13 protein-coding genes are annotated in these 20296 nt (G+C 67.2%); 5 read left to right on the forward strand and 8 right to left on the reverse strand.

Annotated features, from left to right (window positions below):
- Window positions 1–8 precede the first annotated feature (8 nt).
- Window positions 9–1448: an amidohydrolase family protein gene (locus VD997_03140; protein ID HYE60968.1), complete on the reverse strand. Its 1440-nt coding sequence runs from the start codon at window positions 1446–1448 to the stop codon at window positions 9–11.
- A gap of 161 nt (window positions 1449–1609) precedes the next feature.
- Window positions 1610–5647 (reverse strand): amidohydrolase family protein, encoded by a 4038-nt coding sequence (locus VD997_03145; GenBank protein HYE60969.1) that lies wholly within the window; start codon window positions 5645–5647, stop codon window positions 1610–1612.
- Between the two features lie 167 nt (window positions 5648–5814).
- On the opposite strand from VD997_03145, the gene VD997_03150 reads away from it, so the two are divergent.
- From VD997_03150 to VD997_03160, 3 genes are all read left to right on the forward strand, one after another.
- Window positions 5815–6612 (forward strand): DUF1579 domain-containing protein, encoded by a 798-nt coding sequence (locus VD997_03150; protein HYE60970.1) that lies wholly within the window; start codon window positions 5815–5817, stop codon window positions 6610–6612.
- A 254-nt stretch (window positions 6613–6866) separates the two neighbouring features.
- Window positions 6867–7151 (forward strand): hypothetical protein, encoded by a 285-nt coding sequence (locus VD997_03155; protein HYE60971.1) that lies wholly within the window; start codon window positions 6867–6869, stop codon window positions 7149–7151.
- Between the two features lie 153 nt (window positions 7152–7304).
- Window positions 7305–7577 (forward strand): hypothetical protein, encoded by a 273-nt coding sequence (locus tag VD997_03160; protein HYE60972.1) that lies wholly within the window; start codon window positions 7305–7307, stop codon window positions 7575–7577.
- Window positions 7578–7728: 151 nt separating this feature from the next.
- Here the strand turns inward: VD997_03160 and VD997_03165 are convergent, their stop codons facing one another.
- Complete coding sequence (locus tag VD997_03165) at window positions 7729–8427, reverse strand: hypothetical protein (GenBank protein HYE60973.1); 699 nt, start codon at window positions 8425–8427, stop codon at window positions 7729–7731.
- An 850-nt stretch (window positions 8428–9277) separates the two neighbouring features.
- Here VD997_03165 and VD997_03170 point away from each other — a divergent pair.
- Window positions 9278–11464, forward strand: coding sequence for a COR domain-containing protein (locus tag VD997_03170; GenBank protein HYE60974.1), 2187 nt, complete (start codon window positions 9278–9280; stop codon window positions 11462–11464).
- A gap of 177 nt (window positions 11465–11641) precedes the next feature.
- On the opposite strand, the gene VD997_03175 is transcribed toward VD997_03170, so the two are convergent.
- The 5 genes from VD997_03175 to VD997_03195 form a co-directional block, all read right to left on the reverse strand.
- The gene (locus tag VD997_03175) at window positions 11642–12079 is read right to left on the reverse strand and encodes a hypothetical protein (protein HYE60975.1); all 438 of its coding nucleotides are present in this window, start codon (window positions 12077–12079) and stop codon (window positions 11642–11644) included.
- A gap of 100 nt (window positions 12080–12179) precedes the next feature.
- Complete coding sequence (gene ilvE, locus VD997_03180; GenBank protein HYE60976.1) at window positions 12180–13130, reverse strand: branched-chain-amino-acid transaminase; 951 nt, start codon at window positions 13128–13130, stop codon at window positions 12180–12182.
- A 301-nt stretch (window positions 13131–13431) separates the two neighbouring features.
- The gene (pheT, locus tag VD997_03185) at window positions 13432–15540 is read right to left on the reverse strand and encodes a phenylalanine--tRNA ligase subunit beta (GenBank protein ID HYE60977.1); all 2109 of its coding nucleotides are present in this window, start codon (window positions 15538–15540) and stop codon (window positions 13432–13434) included.
- Window positions 15541–15600: 60 nt separating this feature from the next.
- A complete protein-coding gene (locus VD997_03190; GenBank protein ID HYE60978.1) occupies window positions 15601–16977 on the reverse strand; it encodes a hypothetical protein in 1377 nt (458 codons plus the stop codon).
- 39 nt (window positions 16978–17016) lie between these two features.
- Complete coding sequence (locus VD997_03195) at window positions 17017–18273, reverse strand: hypothetical protein (protein HYE60979.1); 1257 nt, start codon at window positions 18271–18273, stop codon at window positions 17017–17019.
- Between the two features lie 297 nt (window positions 18274–18570).
- On the opposite strand from VD997_03195, the gene VD997_03200 reads away from it, so the two are divergent.
- The coding region (locus tag VD997_03200) for a choice-of-anchor X domain-containing protein (protein ID HYE60980.1) at window positions 18571–20296 on the forward strand (1726 nt) is incomplete at its 3' end.

Consider the following 20296-nt stretch of genomic DNA (forward strand, 5'->3'; position numbering starts at 1 on the left):
GGGGCTGCTCACTGCGACCCCGCCGGCCTCTCCCGCTGCTGCTTCTCGCCCTGGCTCTCCTCCTTGATCAGCCCCAGCTGGCGGTAGCGTTCGCGGTACTTCTCGTCGAGCTTGGTCTGCTTGTTGGAGAGGTCCATGTCGCGACCATCGGAGTACGCTCGCTTGACGTGTGTGGTCACTTCCAGCGGGTTGCCAGTGGTGACGATCAGCACCGCGGCCTTGCCGACCTCGAGCGAGCCAACCTCGCGGTCGATGCCGAGGATCTGGGCCGGCCAGAGCGTGACGGACTTGAGCGCGGCGTCGGCGGGCAGGCCGTGGGCCTGGGCCATGGCGGCGTTGTAGGGCAGGTTGCGTTCGTGGGCGGTGTCGTCGTTGGTGGCGATGCAGAACCTGACGCCCGCGGCATGGAGGCGGGCGGGCAGGGTGTAGGCCTCGTCATAAGGCGCGTCGTCCTTGCGGGGCATGCGGTGCACGCCCTGGACGATCACGGGCACGTCGTGCTTCTTGAGGAGGTCGGCGCAGAGGGCGGCGTCGCGCCCGCCGACGATCACCGGCCTCAGCTTGCGGGTGACGGCGAAGGCCACGGCCGAAGTGATCTGGTCGACGTCGTTGGCGAGGATGAAGGTGCGGGCCTGGGCGCTCACCACATCGAGGGTTGGGGCGATGCCGACAGCGCTCTCACTCACCACCGGCTTGAGATCGGACGCAAACGCGGCGCTGCCGGGCAGCACCGCCCTCATCGCCTCCCACCGCAGGTCCGTCGGGTGGTTGGGGTCCGCGGCCTTCGCGCGGGCGTACGCCTCGGCGGCGTCGAAGGCGTCGGTGATGGTCTTGAGGTTCTGCCGGATCTCCCGCATCTGGTCTTCTTCGCTGCGGTCGTTCCACCACGCGGTGATCGCACGGGTGTTCGGCCACCGCACGGCGATCCCCAGGCTCGGGTTGAGCGTGAGCTCTTCGGTGGTCCAGCCCTCCATGCGGATGGCGGAGACCTGCCCGCTGATCACACCGCCCGCGGGGAAGACGCCGACGGTGAGCACGCCGTTGCTGCGCGTGACGGGGATGATCGTCGAGTCGGGGTTCACCGCTGTAGCTGCCCGCACCTCGGGCGTGATCGGGCTCGCGGCCTCCTCGAAGTCGATCGTCGCCCGCACGGCCTGGATCTCGGTCATGCCGATGTGCGTGTACGCGCCGATCAGGCCGGGGTACACGTGCCCATCGTTGGCGTCGATCAGCTTCCAGCCGCTCTTGGGCTGCTGGGCCGTCTTCTGCCACTCGTCGCTCGTGTAGATCGCGGTGATGCGGCCCTTCTCGAACACGATCGCGCCGTCGGCGATGTCGGGGCCGGAGACCGTGTGGATCGTCGCGTTGTGGATCGCGATGGGCTGGGCCTGCGGGGCGGACTTGATGGTGAGGTCTTGGGCCTTGCCGGTGCTCGTGAATGCAGCCATAGCACATAGCGCCGCGGCGACGTTCGCAACGAGCCCCGAATGAAGTGAGCGGGCCGGCCTTGTTGTTTCGATGCGTGCAGTTGTCATGGTGGTCTCGGTATCTGGCATGTCTCGACCCGTCACTTCGTTCCGGGCTCGTCGGCTACGTCTTCCGTGTTCACTCACTCGCTGACGATAACCTCGTCCTCGCCGCACTCGCCGGGCGTGTCGCCGGGACGCTTGCCGCTGGTGAAGAGGTTCATGTAGTAGTCGTAGCTGGCGTTGGCGTCCTGCGGCGGGCGGCGGCGGCGGCCACCGCCGGCGGGAGCGCCCTCGGGCCGGGCTGCGCCGTCTGCGCGGTCGCCCTCGGGCTTGTCGCCGTCGCTCTTCTTCTTGCCGTCGGCGAGGATCTTCTGGATCAGCCGCTCGCGCTCGCTGCGGATGGTCTCGCGGTGCTTGGCGTCTTGCTCGAGGGAGAACAGGCAGCGGCCGTCGACGTAGGTCTGCTCCGCCTTGCTGAAGGCCGAGAGCGGCTCGCCGGACCACACGACCAGGTCCGCGTCCTTTCCGGGCTCCAGCGAGCCGACCTTGCTGTCGATGCGCAGCTGCTTCGCGGGGTTGAGCGTGATGAACTTGAGGGCCTGCTCGGGCGTGATATTCCGCCCGTACTTCACGGCCTTCGCCGCGTCCACGTTCAGGCGGCGTGCCAGCTCGTTGCTGTCGCTGTTGTAGCTCACGAGCAGGCCCACGTCGTGCATGATCGGGAACGCGCCGGGGATCGCGTCCTGCACCTCCACCTTGTACGCCCACCAGTCGGCGAAGCCCGAGGCGCCGCCAGTGAACTGGAGCGCGCCGTCGGCGACCTTGTAGGCCTCGAGGGCGTGCTGGAGCGTGCCGATCTTGAAGTTGAAGTCGCGGGCGACGTTGAAGAGCATGACCATCTCGTCCTGCCGGTAGCTGTGGCAGTGGACGAGGCGCTCGCCGCGGAGGATTTCGGCGAGGGCTTCGAGCTCGAGGTCGCGGCGACGGGGTGGTTGTGCTGAACTGCGGAACTGATCGGTCACGCGCAGCTCGTCGTACTCCCGCGCGGCCGTGAACCGGTCGCGGATGATCTGCTCAACGCCCATGCGTGTGCTGGGGTAGCGGACGGGCCCGGTGCGCTGGCCGCCGCCGAAGTTCACCTGACGCGGGTTCTCGCCCAGTGCGAACTTGATGCCGGGGATCGAGCCCTCAAAGTGCATGTCGTCGGGGTGGGCGCAGCCCCAGCGGAGCTTGTTGGTCTGCGACTGGCCGCCCATGGCGTTGGCCGAGCCGTGCAGGCTGAGCACGCCGGTGACGCCGCCGGCGAGCTGGCGGTACCAGTCGACGGTGTCGGGGTCGGTGACGTCGGCGATGCGGACCTCGGCGGACACGGCCTGGGCACCCTCGTTGACGCCGCGGCTGATGCCGGTGTGCGAGTGGGCATCGATGATGCCGGGGGTGATGTGCTTGCCCTGGAGGTCGATCTCGATGGGCTTTTCGCGTGTAGGCAGCGCGACGCCGATGTCGCTGTTCCCGCCGAACACCCCCGCAACCTTCCCCTCCGCGATGACCACCGTGCCGTTCTTCACGATGCCCTGATCGGTGTTGGTCCAGACGGTGGCGTTTCTGAAGATGACGGTCGACTGCTTGGGGAGCTCCTCGAGCCCGTACGGCCCGAAGGGCGTCGGCAGCTTCTCCGGGATCGCCTTGATGCGGGTGAGCTCGTCGTCGGTCGCCCACAGCCCCGGCGCGATCTCAGTCCCCTCCCGCGGCGTGCGGATGGCCTTGTACGTGTGCCTGCTCCCGTCGGGCATCACACCCTCGCCCGTGAATGTGTCGTCCTCGCGACCGGGGCCGTTCTCCTGGAGCTTGATGGTGTCGGTGCTCTTGCCCTCGGTGCCGAGCTTGCTGAGGTCATGCGTGAAGGTGAGCGTGTCCCCCTTGAGCACGACGTCCTCGCACTTGATGACGAGGTCGGCGTCGTCACGCTTGCGGCGGTCGCCGTCGGGCTTGTTGGCGTCCTTGCCGGCCTCAGGCTGGTCGGCGTCGGGCTTCTTGTCAGTCTTCTCGGCGGGTTGGGCCGGCTTCTCCGTGCCGTCCGCGGTGTCGACCTTGTTCACGCCGGGCTTCTCGGTCGGGCGCGCGGGCGGGGTCGCGGGCTTCGCAGGATCCGTCTTCCCCGGCTCCTTCTTCTCCACATCCTTCTCAGGATCCTTCTTCTCCGCGCCCTCCGCTTCCTTCTCAGCCCCCTCCGCGTTCGTGTCTTTCTTCTTCTCCTTCACGAACGTCAGCGTCGCGCCGCCGTCGGTAATCGAAATCGTGAGGCCCTTCTTGTCCTTGGGGTCAAACTGCACGCCGTCGGCCTCGATGACCTTCCAGCTGCCGATGAGCGGGCTCGCGGGCGTGCGCCAGGCGTTGAAAGCGACCTGCTCGCCGTTGGGACGCATCATGACGCCGCTCATGCGCACCGGGTCGCTCTGGGGCCCGCCGTCACGCTCCAGGATCGCCGTCGCCACGTACACCCCCGCGACGCCGTCGAGCGGCTCGTGGTCGAAGGTGAACGAGACCTTCTCCTTCTCCACGCTCACCTTGCTGGCCTTCACACTCTTCTTGCCGCGGTGGAGCGTGATCGCGTTGTCCTTGTCGATCGACAGCCAGCGCTCCACGTGCGTCGGGTCGTTGGCGACCTCCTCGCGGGTCTTGCCCGCCATCAGGACGTCCCACCGCCCGTCCAGCTCGATGGGCGCGGCGTTGATCTCGTGCGCCACGCCGTCGATATACACGCTCCGCAGCTTGGTCTTGTCGCCGAAGATCGGCCCGTCGGCGAGGATGAGGTTGGCCCGCTTGCCGCTCTCGATCGTGCCCAGCGTGCCCGCGAGCCCGAAGAGCTGCGCGGGGGTGACGGTGAGGGCCTGGAGCGCCTGCTCTTCGGTCAGGCCGTGCTTGATGGCGGTCTGGAGGTTCTTGCGGAAGTCGCCCTTGTCGCGCAGCTTGGCGGTGGTGAGCGCGAAGCCCAGCCCCGACGCGGCCACCCGGCGCGGGTTGGTCGGGGCCTGCTCCCAGTGCATCAGCTCGCGCAGCTCGATGGTCTCGGCCTTGCCGATGCTGGCGACGTCGGGTGCCTTGGGAAAGTTGAGCGGCAGCAGGAGCGTGCTGCGGAACATCGGCTTGTTGACGTGCTTGACGCGGAGGGCGGCGTCGAGGGCCGCGAGCCGCTGGTACTCGGTGCCGCTGCCCAGCAGCAGGAAGGGGCGGGAAAACTCGTCGGCGATCTTGATGCAGCGGAGGGCCTCGAGCTCGTCGTCGGTGGTGAAGAGGAGGGGCGTTTGGCTTTGGGTACCCCGCCGCTCCGCGGCGGTCTTGTTCGTCGCATTGGTGCCCGAGGCTTGGGGCGAATCGGAAGAGCCGCCGCGGAACGGCGGGGTACCCAGTGCATCCAGGCAGTTGGGCTCAATCGTCTCCCCGGCCTTGCGGGCCTCCTGCTGCCAGTCGGCATCCAGCAGCGTCTGGCGGATCAGCGCGATCGCGCCCATCTGGCTGCTGGGGTAGCCGCCGCCGAGCTCGAAAGCGACGGACTGGTACACCCTATCCATATAGACAGGCGGGCGGGCGGCGCTGGCGTCGTCGGCGGGCTTGGCGAGGGACACCACCGCCGAGGTGCCGCGGAATACGCCGCCCTTGGGCGAGATGACCGCTGTCGTGAATCCGAGCTTGCGGAGGGACTCCGCGGTCGCGGCGTCCACTCCCGCGCCGTCGAGGGCGGAGCGCTGCGGCGTCACCTTCGGGCTCCAGTGCTTGGTGCTCGCGTCGCCGGCTGGGGCGGGGGCGTCGACTTCGACATACGGGTCGATGAACCCGGGGTACACGTGCAGGCCGGTGCAGTCGATGGCGAAGGCGCCGGGCGGGGGGTCGGCGGGAATCACCTCCACCATCGTCTTGTCCCCCTTCGGCATCGTGACGCGCTCCTCCTCGATCACGCGGGTGATCACGCCGTCGCGGAACACGACAGTGGCCCGCTGGAGCGTGCGTCCGGGGGCGACGTGCACGGTGCAGTTGGTCAGGGCCACCCACGTCGCGTCCGCACGCCGAGGTCCGTTGGCGGGCGGGGCGAGGGGGCTGGTGCTGCTGGGCTGGGCGAAGGCCGTGGCGGTCGCGAGGAGGCCGAGAACCGAAACCCACGAGAGGAGGGAGCGTCGCATGGGGGCAGATTACCGGCACCGGGGATCGGCGCGAAGGGGAAGTCCAAACACAGTCCAGACATGGTGGGCATCTCGCCGATACAGGTGGATAGAGTTCCTCCCCCGAGGGGAGCGTCCAAAGGACCACCCGGGGGAATCCAACCTCAGCAACTCAAGGAGACCCATCGATGAAGCTCGCCCCTGTTGCCGCCGCGCTCGTGCTTTGCTCTGGCCTCGCCGTCGTTTTTGCCCAGCCCGAGGCGAAACCGGCCAGCGCCGCCCCCGCCTCTGCAAAGACCACGCAGCCCGAGAGCAAGTCCGGCGGCAGCTCGGGCATGCCCACGACGGAGAACATGAAGGAGATGCAGGAGGCGATGGCCGAGGCCGGTCGCCTGGCGCCTGAGCACATCGAGCTCGCCAAGAACCTCAGCGGCGACTGGACCGCCGAGGTGAAGTCGTGGATGGGCCCGGACATGAAGGAGCCGATGACGAGCACGGGCACCGCGCGGTTCGAGCCGATCATGGGCGCCCGCTTCATCCGCCAAAGCTTTGAGGGCAAGTTCGGGCCGCAGACCTTCAAGGGCGAGGGCACGATCGGCTACCACAAGAAGGCAAAGAAGTACCAGAGCACGTGGATCGACAACATGAGCACGGGCACGATGCTCAGCGAGGGCGAGAAGAACGCCAGCGGCGAGATCGTGTTCAACGACGACTACACCTGCCCCATGGACGGCACGCACAAGACCGGCAAGTCGATCATGCGGTTCACCGACCGCAACCACATGACCTTCGAGATGTGGTCCAACACGCCCGACGGCCAGAGTTTCAAGGCGATGGAGATCAACTACACCCGCGCCGAGAACACCAGCAAGCCCGCGGCCGAGACCACCAAGCCCGCCGTGGGGCCGGTGGCGCCGAGCACCACGGGCACGCCCGCGACGGCTCCCACCAGCCCCGCGGCCCCGAAGAGCGAGCCGAAGAAGTAAGGCCTCCGCGACAACCTGAGTGAGTCGAAAGGCCCCGCCCGATACGGGGCCTTTTTTTTGTGACTGTTGCGTTCGGAACGAGCCCGGAACGCAGTGACGGGTCCTCCGAGACATTTGCGGCGTCAGTGAAATCGGCCCGCTCACTTCGTTCGGGGCTCGTTGCGAACGTCGCCATTCGTCCGAATGCTGCCGCTCAACCCGGGTCGAACACCCCACTCCAGCACCGCCGCCCTCCGGCGGTATCATTCCGCCGCATGTCCCAGACCCCCTCCAAGCACACCGCCCCCATGTCGCCCTACAAGCCCGGCCAGCGCGTGCGCGTGACGCAGCAGATCGCACGCCTGGAGCGCCCCGGCGGCGGCCCCATGCAGACCACCGTGGAGGGCACGGTCGTCAGCTTCCAGCAGCAGAAGACCGGCAGCTGGTACGCCCACTCCCGCGACCACAAGCTGTGGCTCGACCGCCTCGAGCTCCGCAAGGACGACGGCGAGATCGTGCTGCTCAACCTCGACCACTACTCGCACGTGGACATCGTGTAATCGTTGACACGCCAGTGACTTGCACGTGCCACCGAGATGTCCTCATCTCGGTGGCTGTCCGTTTGAGACAGCAGCAATCCGGCGCAACCCAAAAACCCTGGGTTACACTTCCACCCCGCGGCCATTCCGCCGCGCGTTTCAGGAGATGACCCCATGAAGCTGCTCGCCCCCGCCCTGCTCGTCGCCGCAATGGCCCTGACCGGCTGCAACCGTGACAGCAAGACCACCACGACCACCACCGAGAAGCGCTCCAGCATGGGCGCGATGAACAGCACCTGCCCCGTCGCGGGTGGCAAGGTCAACGCCAACGCCGGCACCGTCTCCTACAAGGGCCAGGAGGTCGGCTTCTGCTGCGCCGGCTGCAAGGGCAAGTTCGAGAACATGAGCGACGCCGACCGCGCGGCGAAGATGGCGAAGATCAAGTAAGCCATCGGAATAGCTGACGATCAAAAGAGCCGATCGCGCGAGCGATCGGTTTTCGTTTTTGTCCCGCGCTCCCAACGCCTCAAAGCAGCAACGCCCCGGCCGAACAGGCCCGGGGCGTTGCGCAGTAAAACTTCTCAGCAGGGTGTGGCGCTCACGCCGCCAGCTTCCCGCCCTGGGCGGAGAACTCGCTGCCGAAGGCGGTGAAGCCCGGGCCGCTGCCGTAGGTGATCGTCGCCGTCACCGACATCGGGCTGACCTCCACGTTCCGCTGCGTGCGGACGCCGTAGAACAGCGTCGCGCCCTGCGTGGTGCCGGGGTTGGGCACGCTGAAGTCCATGAACTTCTTGGCGGCCACCGCCCCGATCTGCGTCCACGCGCCGGCCTCGCCCACCTTGCGCCACACCGTGAAGAACGCGCCGCCCGCCAGCGAGCCCTTCCACGAGATCGTGGCGGTGCCGTCGGCGTTGGGGTCGGCGCTCACGTCGGTGGGGGCCTCGGGGGGCGGCATCGGGGTCGGGCCCGAGGGGGGCGGGACCTGGCTGAGCACGAAGACGGCGTTGGGGTCGCTGCTGCTGAGGGCGAACAGGCGGATGCGGTCCACCGCCTGCTGCACCAGCGTGCGCAGCTCGGCGGCGGAGTCCTTCATGTCCAGCGTCGCCGCCTTGCTGGCGTTGCGGGCGGTGTCGGCGGCCTTGATCTTGTCCGACGTCTTGGTCAGCGCGGACGCCATCTCGGTGCACTGGCTGGCGCTGAGGCCCACGGCCACAGCGTTGCTGGTCCACACAGGCAGGATCGCGCCCGCCATCTCGACCAGCTCACGGATAGAACGCGGCACAAACGGTGGGTTCATGGTGAACCTCCTTTCCTTTGCGTGAACCCCCCGAACCACCGGAAGGTCCTTCCCTGCACCGCGGCGGAACTCATCGCCCGCCCCGGCCGGCCCCCCCGCGCCGCTGAACGACCCGCAGGTCGGCGGTGTAGTGCGGGCTGTTGGCCGTCACACTGCTCTCCTCCAGCAGTTGTTTCGGCGCTCAGGGGAAGCACCTGAACCTCCACCCGGAAAAATTGTCACAGGTCGCGCAGGCGTCGTTGTCGCGCCGCGCGCCCCATCCCCACCCTGACGCTTTCCAGTCCTCTGAGTACCTGGCGCCGCCGCGTGTCAACACGTCGCTGGTGGCAGGGCTCGCCGCCCTGCCCGACCCGCCCGGAACAGAGCCAGGGCGCCACGGGCCCGCCCTGGGCCGCGCCGCCCCGCGGTGCAACCCGCCAATGTCACGCAACCCCTTGCGTTGTCGTTGGTTGCAGCCTGTCCCCCGCGGCCGACCCCGCCCGCGACACGCCATCAATCCAGCAGTTCCTGCGCGTCCCAAGGTCCAATATGGGCCCGCGCGACGACCGCGCAGGCCTGCAACACGAGCGCGCAGGCCAGACACAGACCCGCGCAGGCCTGCACCACGACCGCGCAGACCTGCGCGACGACCGCGCAGCCCCGACACAGAACCGCGCAGGCCCGACACAGAGCCGCGCAGGCCTGTCACGGAACCGCGCAGGCCTGACATGGAGCGCTGCAGGCCTTCAACAGAGTGTGTTTTCGTACGCCGGACTGCCTTCAGCAGGGAGTCGCAAGAGGGGCGGCCAGCCCCTTTTGCACCAGCGAGGCTTCAGCGACCAAGAACGCCGCGCCGCTTTACAATGGGTCCATGCGACCTGCCTCCGACGATTCAGTGCACCCGGACGACTTGCGAGCCCTGAAGCAACTGGAAGCAGAAATTGGAGTGGCACTTGACGTCGTAGACGCTGCTGGCGCCGGAATCCCGCAATCACCGGGACCAGGCGAGCCGCCGAGTAACAAACTCATTCCGCTCAATGAGTTCTTGCACACCGCGACGCTCGGAGCGATTCACAGTCGTGGGAGGATCGTCTCTCTCGCGCTCGCGCGGCTCGGGCTTACCCGATTTCCTGACGCGATCTATGGATTGCAGCACCTTCGATCCATCAACCTTGGTCAGAACCATATTGAAGTGATCCCGCATGCAATTCTGTCGCTACGACATCTTCGGATTGTTCAGCTCTTCGAGAATCAGATCAAGATGGTGCCCCGGGAGATACTCGACTCGGGTATGCCGATCTTCGTGTCTTACGAAGATTGGAAGGATCGCAGGCCACGCACTGAGCATGGACTGCTTCTAATCGACAACCCCGTTGAGTTCCCGCCGCAGGAGATCATTCGTCATGGGCCGCTCGCGCTCTCGAGCTACCTGGACTCTCTCGATCGCGCCAAGGCGAGACCGTTATCCGAGGTCAAACTGATCGTGGTAGGGCATGGCGGCGCGGGGAAGACTTCGCTAGTCAAGGGCCTACTCGGTGATGGATTCGACGCTGGCGAGCCGCAGACGCACGGGATCAACATACGGATGATCCAGCAGGGTGACTATGGAATGCCGGCGCGAGTGAACCTGTGGGACTTCGGCGGCCAAGAGATCATGCACGCCACCCATCAGTTCTTTCTCACATCCAGGAGTATCTACGTCGTAGTTTTGGATGGCCGCAAAGATGAAGATGCCGAGTACTGGCTGAACCATGTACGCAGCTTCGGTGGAGATTCGCCAGTGCTGGTCGTGCTCAACAAGATGGACGAACATCCCTCTTACGACGTGAACCGAAGGTTTCTCGTCAGCAAATATCCGCAGATCAAAGGCTACTTTGGCGTTTCCTGCAAGTCTCAGGTCGGACTGAAAGAACTACGCTCAGCGATCGCAGCGGCGGTGAAATCCGTCGAGGTTGTCGGCACGCTATGGCCTGAGCCGTGGTTCAGGGTGAAGAAAGAACTCGAGTGCATGACAGCCTCGTTCATAGGAGTTGACGATTACATCGAACTCTGTAGGCGATGCGGACTTCGAGATGACCCCAGTCGAGACACTCTCGTACGTTTTCTGCACGACCTAGGCGTTGTTGTACACTTCGAGGACTTCGCCCTTTCGGACACCCACGTGCTCAAGCCGAAGTGGCTGACGGGCGGAGTTTACCGCGTGCTCAATGCGCCAGAAGCAGCGGAGGCGAAGGGCGTGCTTCCGATGAGGGTGGTCGGCCGGGTGCTTGGGGAGCAGCGCGAGTCGGCCGATGCGGAGTTCGACTATCCGGCTCAATCGAGGCGCTACATCATCGGACTGATGAAGAAGTTTGAGCTCTGCTATGAATTAGACGGGGATCGAGTGCTCATCCCCGACCTTTTGGATGTACAAGAGCCCGATCACCAGTTCAATGAAAATGCAGCGGTGCGATTCCGCTTGCAGTACGAGTTTCTGCCCCGATCAATCATTGCGCGATTTATCGTGAAACAACACGGGCGGATCGAGAAGGCGTTTCGCTGGCGCACCGGGGTGGTGCTCAACGACCTTGACTTTGAGTGTCGTGCCCTTGTCCGGGCCGATCAGGCAGCTAAGAAGATCGACCTGTTCGTGACAGGAAAGGATGTCCGGTCCTTCCTTGCGGTGCTCCGTGGCACGCTTCTGGAGATCAACTCAACCTACGAGCGTATTGGGGCTATCGAGCGGGTTCCTCTCCCCGACAATCCCAGAGTGTCGGTAGGTTACGAACACCTGCTCAAAATTGAGGCAACCGGGGCGAGTGAGTATTTTCCCGACGGCGCGACGAGACCCTATGAACTGAGAGAACTCCTCGGACAGATCTACCTCGCACCCGGCCCCGGTGGTGTCGAGCTCGAAACACTTCTCAGAAAAGTGATACGTGAGGCCAACTCCGAATCGGACGCATTGAACAGGGCCAACAAGATTCTCATGCTACAGCCGAACTTCGCAGGGTTTGGACTGAACCTGAACGAACTCATAGGTGATTTCTGGAGGCGGCGGCGAAAGAACAAAGAGTGAGAATGGGAGCCAGGCGATTGCCGGCGATTAACATGTCCCTTTCCGCCATCTCGCATTCGCCTCACGCTCCTCCATCGGCACAAACGTGGACGTGACGCATTCTCGAACTCGCCCCAGAACTTGTCCGTGATGGTGTGGACGGCTCGGTTGTCGCTGGCGGTGAGACTCTACTCGCCTCTACTCCTCGTTCCCGCGCCTCTGCGGGCTCTCGCTGGGGTCGGGCAGCTCCCCTCCGCCGACCACCTGTATCCACACGCTGGTTTCGGGGGTGGCGAGGATGACGGGGTCGTCTCCGCGGCTGACGAAGACGGTGAGGGTGGGGGCGTCGTCGAGGAGGCCGATGGCGGCGCCGTAGCCGTCGAGGTCGCGGCCGTCGGGGCCGGTGAAGGTGATGGCTGCGACGTAAAACAGGCTCTGCTGCGAGGTGTCCAGGCCCGCGGTGGGGACGGCGGGGGCGGTGAGGCCAGGGTTGGTGTTGCGCGTGCTCCGCAGCCAGCCCGCGTGCACCTGGGCCATGAGTTCGATGGCCCGCCGCGCGTCAGCTTCCTCGGCGAGCGGGTCGGCGTCGCGCGGGCGGAAGTTCTGGGTGACGCGGGTGGTGTAGATGGTGGGCATGGCGGGAGGGTAACAAACGAAAAAGCCCGGGCACTCACACCCGGGCTCCTGGTCTTCTGTCTTTCTCCGCGCCCCCGCGTCTTCCGCGAGAGGTCCGTCTTCAATCCTCCGGCACATGCCCGCTGGTCACGATCTCGCGGAACTTCTTCCGCAGCTTGTTCGTGAGCGGGCCCTCGCCGGCGCTGATCTTGCGGTCGCCGACCTGGTGCACGCCGATGATCTCGGCCGCGGTGCCGGTGAGGAACACCTCGTCCGCGGCGTACACATCCTCCAGCTTCATCAGCTTCTCGGTGACCTTCAGCCCGCACGCCGGGGCCAGCTCGCGCATCACGAAGTTGCGGGTGACGCCCTCAAGGGCGCCGCTGTTGCCGCTCGTCACCGGCGGCGTGAAGATCTGCCCGCCCTTGATCACGAAGATGTTGTCGCCGGTGCACTCGGTCACGTAGCCGTCGGTGGACAGCATGATGGCCTCGTCGCACCCGGCCTCGATGGCCTCGACCTTGGCGAGAATGTTGTTGAGGTAGTTGAGGCTCTTGACCCGCGGGTCCAGGCACGCCACCGGCGTCTTGGGCCGCTTGGCGACGACCACCCGCATGCCGCTCTCGTAGAACTCGGGCTTGTAGAGCGAGATCTGGTCGGCGATGCAGATGATGCCGGGCACCGGGCAGCGGCGGGGGTCGAGCCCCAGCGTGCCGTAGCCGCGCGTCACCACCAGGCGGATGTAGCCCTCGGTGATGTTGTTGGCCTCGATGCACTGCCGCTGGATCGTGACCATCTCCTCCTTGGTGATGGGGATCTTGAGGTTGATCTCCTCGGCGCAGCGGTAGAGCCGGTCCATGTGCTGCTGGCACTTGAAGATGCGGCCCTGGTAGACGCGGATGCCCTCGAACACGCCGTCGCCGTACAGCAGGCCGTGGTCGTAGACGCTGACCATTGCCTTGCTCTTGGGCAGCAGCTGGCCGTTGACCCAGATGAGCGGCTTGTCGCCGATCTCGGCGGGCGTCGGCCACAGGGAGGAGGCCTTGGTTGGGTGGCTGGTCTGGATCGTCACGTCACCTCCTCGGAGTCAGGGTCTCGCGGGAACATACCCCGCGCGGTCAATAGTAGCCTTTCGCGCAGGAAACCAACAGAGGCGAACCCCCGGGCTCCACCGACAAGTTTGCCACGCACGCTGCACCCGTGCGACCGAAAACGCGTGCTCGATGCACTCCGGGTCGTTCGACCCACCGCGCCGACGGGACTGAATGAATATGCACCACCCCCAACGAGCCCGACGCGTCCCAACGAGTCCGGAGCGTCCCAACGAGCCCGGAGCGTCCCAACGAGCCCGGAGCGTCAGCGACGGGTGCCTCTTACGCCCGCAGCTCCGCCCCCACCGCGCTCTTGAGCGCCTCCACCACCCCCGCAACCGGGGCATCGACCTCCTCGTGCCGCAGCGTGCGCCCGGGCTCGCGGAAGGAAAGCCGCAGCGTCACCGACTTCTTGCCCTTGCCCAGCTTCTCAGCGCGGAAGGTCGTCACGAACTCCACGTGCTCCAGCGGCGGTTTCGCAGAGCCGCGGACGGCGTCCTCGATCTGCTTCCACGCCACCCGCTCGTCCACGACGACCGACAGGTCGCGCTCGATGCCGGGGAACTCGGGCAAGTGCGCGATACTCCCCTTGGGCGGGTACTGCGCGAGCAGCAGCGGCAGGTTGAGCTCTGCCACCACCACCGGGGTGCTCAGGTCGTAGTGGGCGAGCGTCGCCTTGGTGAGCAGGCTCAGGTAGCCGAGCTGCTGGCCGTTCAACCGGATGTTCGCGAACGAGGACGGCTCGAACGCGGGCGCGTAAGGCGCGCTGATCGGCGCGAACTCCAGCGTCGCCTTGGTGCCCGCGAGGGCGGTGACGAGCGACTCGATGACGCCGCGGAGCGAGCGCACGCCGTGCTGGAGCTCTCCCGTGCTCGCCGTCTTGCCCTTGACCGCGACATCCGCGAGCAGCGCGAGCGTGGTGGTCTCGATCGTCCTGCCTTGGGTGGCACCGGTCTCCCGACCGGTGTCTTCCGCCTTGCTCTGACCGAAGATGCTCGCCACCTCGAACAGCCGCACGCCGCCGGGGACGCGGACCTGCGCGTGCTGGTTCTTGCGGCGGACGGTGAGCAGGCCGGTAAGGACGCTGGGGCGCAGGCTCGGCTCGCCGCCGCGCCTTTCGTCATCGACGCGGGCCTCCTCGACGCCCTGCGGCATGAACATGGCCGCGTCCTTGGGCGTCGTGAAGCTGAACGTGACGGTCTCGTAGAAGCCCAAGCCCGTCAGCAGCGACGTCATCTCCCGCCGCGCGAGCTCCACGGCCTGCGGCGGGCGCACAGCGACGAGCATCTTGTCGTTGATGGGGATGTTGTCCAGGCCGTGCAGGCGGGCGACTTCCTCGATCAGGTCGACCTCGCGGGTGAGGTCGGGCCGGTGGGCGGGGGCGGCGCAGAGCAGCTCCTCGCCGCCGCGTCCCATGGGGCCGACCTCAACACCCACGGCGTTCAGGTAGCGCACCATGTCATCGACGCCGACCTCGATGCCCAGCAGCGCCGTGCAGCGGCGGGGGCGGAAGCGGATGCGGGTGGGCTCGGGCAGCGGGCGACCCTGGGCCAGCACGCCGGGGCAGACCCTGCCGCCCGAAACCTGGGCGATGAGGGCCGCGCCACGGTCCAGGGCGAGCGCGATCGTGCGCGGGTCCACGATGCGCTCGAAGCGGTGCGAGGCGTCGGTGCGGACCTGGTGGCGGCGCGACGCCCGCCGCACGGTCGCGGGGTCCCACGTGGCGATCTCGAGCACGACGTCGGTGGTGGACTCGGAGACTTCGGAGTCGCCCCCGCCGATCACGCCCGCGAGGCTCGTGGCCTTGCTCGCGTCGGCGACGACCAGCTCGTCCTTGGCAAGCGTGCGCTTCTTGCCGTCGAGCGTCGTCAGCGGCTCTTTGTCCTTCGCCCAGCGGATGTGCAGCGTGCGGCCCTCTAGCTTGGCGAGGTCGAACGCGTGGCAGGGGTTGCCCAGCTCGAAGTTGATGAAGTTGGTGACGTCGACGACGTTGTTGATCGAGCGTTGGCCCACGGCCTCGAGCTTCTCGCGCAGCCATGCGGGCGAGGGGCCAACCTTAACCCCGCGGATCACGCGGGCGGTGAAGAGCGGGCACACCTCGGGCGTCGCGTTGATGAGCGTCAGGTGCTCGCCCGCGGCCCCCGCGCCCGCGTCCTCGCGCAGCTCGGGCGCCGGCATCTTGAGCGTGCGCCCGGTCTTCGCGGCCACCTCGCGGGCCGCGCCCAGGTGGCACAGCATGTCGCCCCGGTTGCTCGTGACCTCCAGGTCGAACGTGTCGCCCTCCCAGGTCTCGATCGGGAACCCCAGGTTCATGAGGATGTCCTCGGCCTGCGCGGCCGAAAGGTCCCCAGGGGCGAGCAGGTCATTGAGCCAGCGGAGCGAGAGGTGCATAGGGGCAGAAGGGTAGGTGGAGTGCGACCCTCCGCCCCGGGGCCCGACCCCTGCCGGTCCTCAGCAGGGGTGCCCGCCCAGCACGCGGAAGAAGCTCTCGATGTCCTGGTCGGTGGCGGTGTCGCCGTCGCTGTTGAAGTCCGCGGAAGCGCAGGTGGCGCAGCAGGCGCCGCCGATGCAGGCGAAGAACGCCTCGATGTCCTGATCGGTGCCGTAGTCCCCGTCGCCGTTGAAGTCCGAGGACCAGCACGGGTCGCCGCCGGCCTGCACCAGCAGCGAGATGAGCGGCGGCGGCGAAATCGCGAGCACGCGTCCGCCGCCGATCGTGGGCAGCTGCGCCGAGCTGAAGGTGTACGTGGGGTGAGCGACGAGAGGTATGGCGTCACTCACGCGGAGAGCGTTGGCATTCCGCAGATTCACGATGAGGGAGCCGCTGAGGAGCGTGAACTGGGCCATGGCGATCAACGGTTCATCACGGTCGCTCAGTCCATCAAGGTCGAGGGTCAGCCCGCCGGTGAGGCGGACCGGGGATCCGGGGAAACTCGCGTCGTCGAGGTGCGCGCGTCCGAAGAACGCCCCGCCCGGCACCTGCGCCTGCGCCGCGACCCGGGTCACGCCGGTGAACGAGTTGCTGCCGACGAACTCGGCGCCGGCGTTGATGTTCACCGGCCCCTCGAAGTAGCCGTTGAGCGCCCTGCCACCAGCGCTGATTGTGAAGCTCGTGTCCGGGAAGGCACGGATGGTGCGGACCTCCGAGCCGGCGCCGGCAACAGTCACAGCGCAGTTCACGGCCGAGAAGGACGACGGGTCCGCGTGCACGAGCGCGCCGTCGAGCACGCTGAGAACGCCGCGGAAGGTGAGGGTGTTCGCGTGGATCAGCGAGCCGGGCCCCGTGACCGTGTTGACGCAGGGGGAGCTGTTGTTGAAGGTGTTGGCGTCAATCGTTCCGCCGTTGCTGACGCGGATGACACCCTGGCCGGAGATGAGGCTGCCGATGACCAGCGCCCCGCCGTTCACGCGGAGACCGGAGTCGAGACCGACCACAGCGGTGTGGGTCGGCCCCGAGACCGAGGCCCCGTTCAGTTCGAGCGTGGCGTTGGGGTGCATGTTCAGGAAGGCGCCGCTCGCGAGCGTGAACGTGCCGCCGTTGATGCGCAGCACGGAGGGGACGATGGCCGGTCCCACGACGCCGCGCCAGGTGCAGGTCCGACCGTGGGCGTTGATCGTGACATCGCCCCGGGAGGGCAGAAAGGCTGGAAGCGGCGCGTCGGTGTTGACGGCGATGGTGACAGGGTCGATGAGATCGAAAACCGCTGTGTCAGCCGCGCCGGGGACCTGCCCGGTCTCCCAGTTGGCAGGGTCCTCAAAGTTCCCCCCCGCCGTGTTGATCCAGCGGATGTTGTCGGCGCGGCCAGCGCTTGCGACCGCTGCAACCAACGTGCAAAGCAGTTTCCCCCTCAGCATCGGAACCCCCGATCAGAAGCAGCAGGTCCCCCCCAGGCACGCGAAGAACGCCTCGATGTCCTGGTCGGTGCCCGCGTCGCCGTCGCCGTTCACGTCGGAGCCGCGCGGGTGGCAGGTCGGGCAGCAGGTGCCGCCAAGGCAGGCGAAGAAGGCCTCGATGTCCTGGTCGGTGCCGGAGTCGGCGTCGCCGTTGTAGTCCTGCACGCTCTGGTCGCAGTTGGGCGCGGGGAGCACGAGCACGAAGCCCTGCGTCTGGCCCTGCGGGTTGAGGCCGTAGCCAGCGATGGTGCGCCCGTCGTTGGACACGCTGTGCGCAACCTGCAAGTTCCAGCCCGCCGGCGCGAGGGTGCTCAGTTCAGTAGCGAAGATGGGCCCCGCGCCGTCGACCGTCCACATCACCGCGCGCCCGGTGCTCGCGCCCACCACGATGCGACCGTCGTCGGACACATCCGCGGCCACCGCGGAGCTTGCCCAGGGGCCGGGGTACAGGGTGGTGTACGTGCCGAGGGGCTGCGAGGTATGCCAGCGGAAGGCGAAGCCGAGGGTGCTGTCGGAGCCGACGATCCACTGGCCGTCGGAGGAGACGCCGCGGGCGGTGCCGGAGAACTGGCCGCCGCTGATGTCGACCATGCCGGTCTGCTGCGTCCAGCGGAAGGGTCGGTTGGCGAAGGTGGCGTCGGTGGCCCAGCCGACGACAACCGAGCCGTCCGCGGACATGGCCCGGGCCGTGGAGTAGAACGACGCGCCGGGCAGCCAGCCGAGGCCCTGCATGCCGCCGGCCACGGTCCAGCGGAAGGCCTGCGTCACCGGCAGCGGCGGGGGCGCCCCCGTCCCCTGGAACAGGCTTTCGCCGCACGCGGCCTCGCCGTCGGCGCTGCACCCGTAGGCGCGGCTGCTGTACCCACCCGTGGGCAGGAACCCCAGGGGGCGCAGGCCCACGCCCGGCGTCCAGCGGAAGGCCTCGAGGTCCCCCGAAGGGTTGGCGCCGAAGCCATAGATCACCGCGCCCTGCATCGAGCACGCCTGCGCCTCGGAGGAGGACATCACGCCGGGGATGTCGTGCAGGCCCTGGGGGGCGGGCGCGCCGATGACCCAGCGCACGGCCTCGTCGCCGCCGTTGCCGCTGGAGCCGCCCACGGTCACCGTGCCATCGGGCGAGATCGCCCGGGCGCGGTTCAGGCTGGTCCCTCCGGGGAGGTCGGGGATCGCGTGAAAGGTCTGACCAAGGGCGGTCGACGACAGCACGAGAACGAGCGCGGCGGCGTTCATGGCGGGCTCCCCGGTTCCAGGTTGTTATACCGGGGAGCGCCGGTGTTTGCACGCTCCTGGGGCCTGGAGGCGAACTGTAAATGGCTGTGCCCGCAGCGGTTAGGAGCAATTGCATGCTTCCGCGGCAACCCCGCGGCCCCGCCCCGGTACACCCGGCGCGGCAAATAGGCGTTGGTTCCATCTCATTCGTGGGTATTCTGGTTTCATTCTGGCCCGCAAGGGATGGGGTTCTCGTCGGCTCTTGTTGAGCGCGGCGTTGGACCGGGCCTTGGTGTTTCTCTCTGGAGGGTTGCGAACATGAAGAGCAAGGGGTTGTTGTTGCTTGGAGCGGCGGGACTGTCGCTCCTGGCGGGTTACGCGTCGGCCCAGTGCACGACGTACATCCGGACGACCGGCGGCGGGACGGTGGAGCCCGGTGTCACCGACATCGGCAACCATGCCGACGACACCACCACCACGGTGGCGCTGCCGTTCACGGTCAACTTCTACGGCGTTGACTACAACACCGCGTACATCTGCAGCAACGGCTGGGTGTCCTTCGCCGCGGGTTCCGGCACCGGTTACAGCAACGTGTGCCTGGCGGCGAACACCGGCGCGGTGGCGTTCAACCGCGTGCCCGGCCCCGTGATCTTCGCCCACTGGGACGACCTCACCACCGCGGGCACGGGCAACGGCATCTTCACGTCCGTGACCGGCGACCCCGGCAGCCAGGTGTTCCACATCGAGTGGCGGACCAACTACCTGGGGAGCGCCAACCGCGCCGACTTCGAGGTGCGGCTGTTCGAGGGCTCACCCCGCATCGAGATCATCCACGGCAACATCGTGAACGGGGGCGCGAGCGCCACCGTCGGCATCCAGCAGACCCAGGGCACGTTCGACCAGTTCTCGTGCAGCACCGCGGGCTCGATCACCAATGGATCGATGATCCGCTACTTCTGCGACCTCGCGAACCCCTCGGGTTCGGGCAGCGCTACGCCGAACACGGTCGCCATCACCGGGACCTCGCTCCTGAAGGTCGCGGTGACGCCCGCGCAGCAGCCCCCGAGCACGGGCGTGTCCGTCACCGCGAACCTGACCGCCATCAACGGCTCCGCCAGCCAGGCGTTCTATGACGACGGCAGCCACGGCGATCAGACCGCCGGCGACGGCGTGTTCAGCTACCTGGCCACGGCCGCGGAGCCCCTGACGGCCGGCACGGTGACCCTGCCCTTCACGGTGACCGACGCACAGTCGCGCTCGTTCGCCGGCTCCATCCCGATGAACCTGACGGCGGCCCCCGTGGGCGGCTGCTGCACGGGCGGCACCTGCGGCATGGCCACGATGTACAACTGCACGCAGGGCGGCGGCACGTACCTGGGCGACGGGTCTGACTGCTCGGGCACGCCCGGCACTCAGCACGCCACCGGTGACGCGCTCCCCGCGGCGCTCCCCGACTTCGCCAACAACACCCCCGGCATGCGCACGCTGACGGTCACCGTGCCCGCGGGCAGCGGCACGATCAGCAACCTGGGCATCACGCTTGGCATGAACCACACGTGGGTCGGGGACGTCATCGCGACGATCTCGAACGGCACGACGACCGCGACCTTCATCAACCGTCCGGGCGTGCCCGGCACGGGGGTCAACGGGTTCAGCGACAACCTGGCGGGCGAGTACCGGTTCACGGGCTTGGCTTCGGCGAGCATCGATACCGGCTGCACGAACGTGTCCACCCACAACGTGCCGGCCGGGGCGTACCAGCCCTTTGAGTCGCTCGCGGGCTTCAATGGCCAGCCCCTCGAGGGCACCTGGACGATCACCCTCACCGACAACGCGGGCCTGGACACCGGCAGTATCACCAGCCTGTCGGTGTACGACGTGCAGCCCACGAGCTGCGGCACGCCCTGCCCCGGCAACGAGTGCGGCCCGCAGGACTACAACGGCGACGGCGACTCGGGCACCGACCAGGACATCGAGGCGTTCTTCGCCTGCCTGGGCGGCACCTGCTGCGAGACCTGCTACTGCCAGGGCAGCGACTTCAACG

Source organism: Phycisphaerales bacterium (assembly GCA_035627955.1).
Taxonomy (GTDB): Bacteria; Planctomycetota; Phycisphaerae; order Phycisphaerales; family UBA1924; genus JAEYTB01.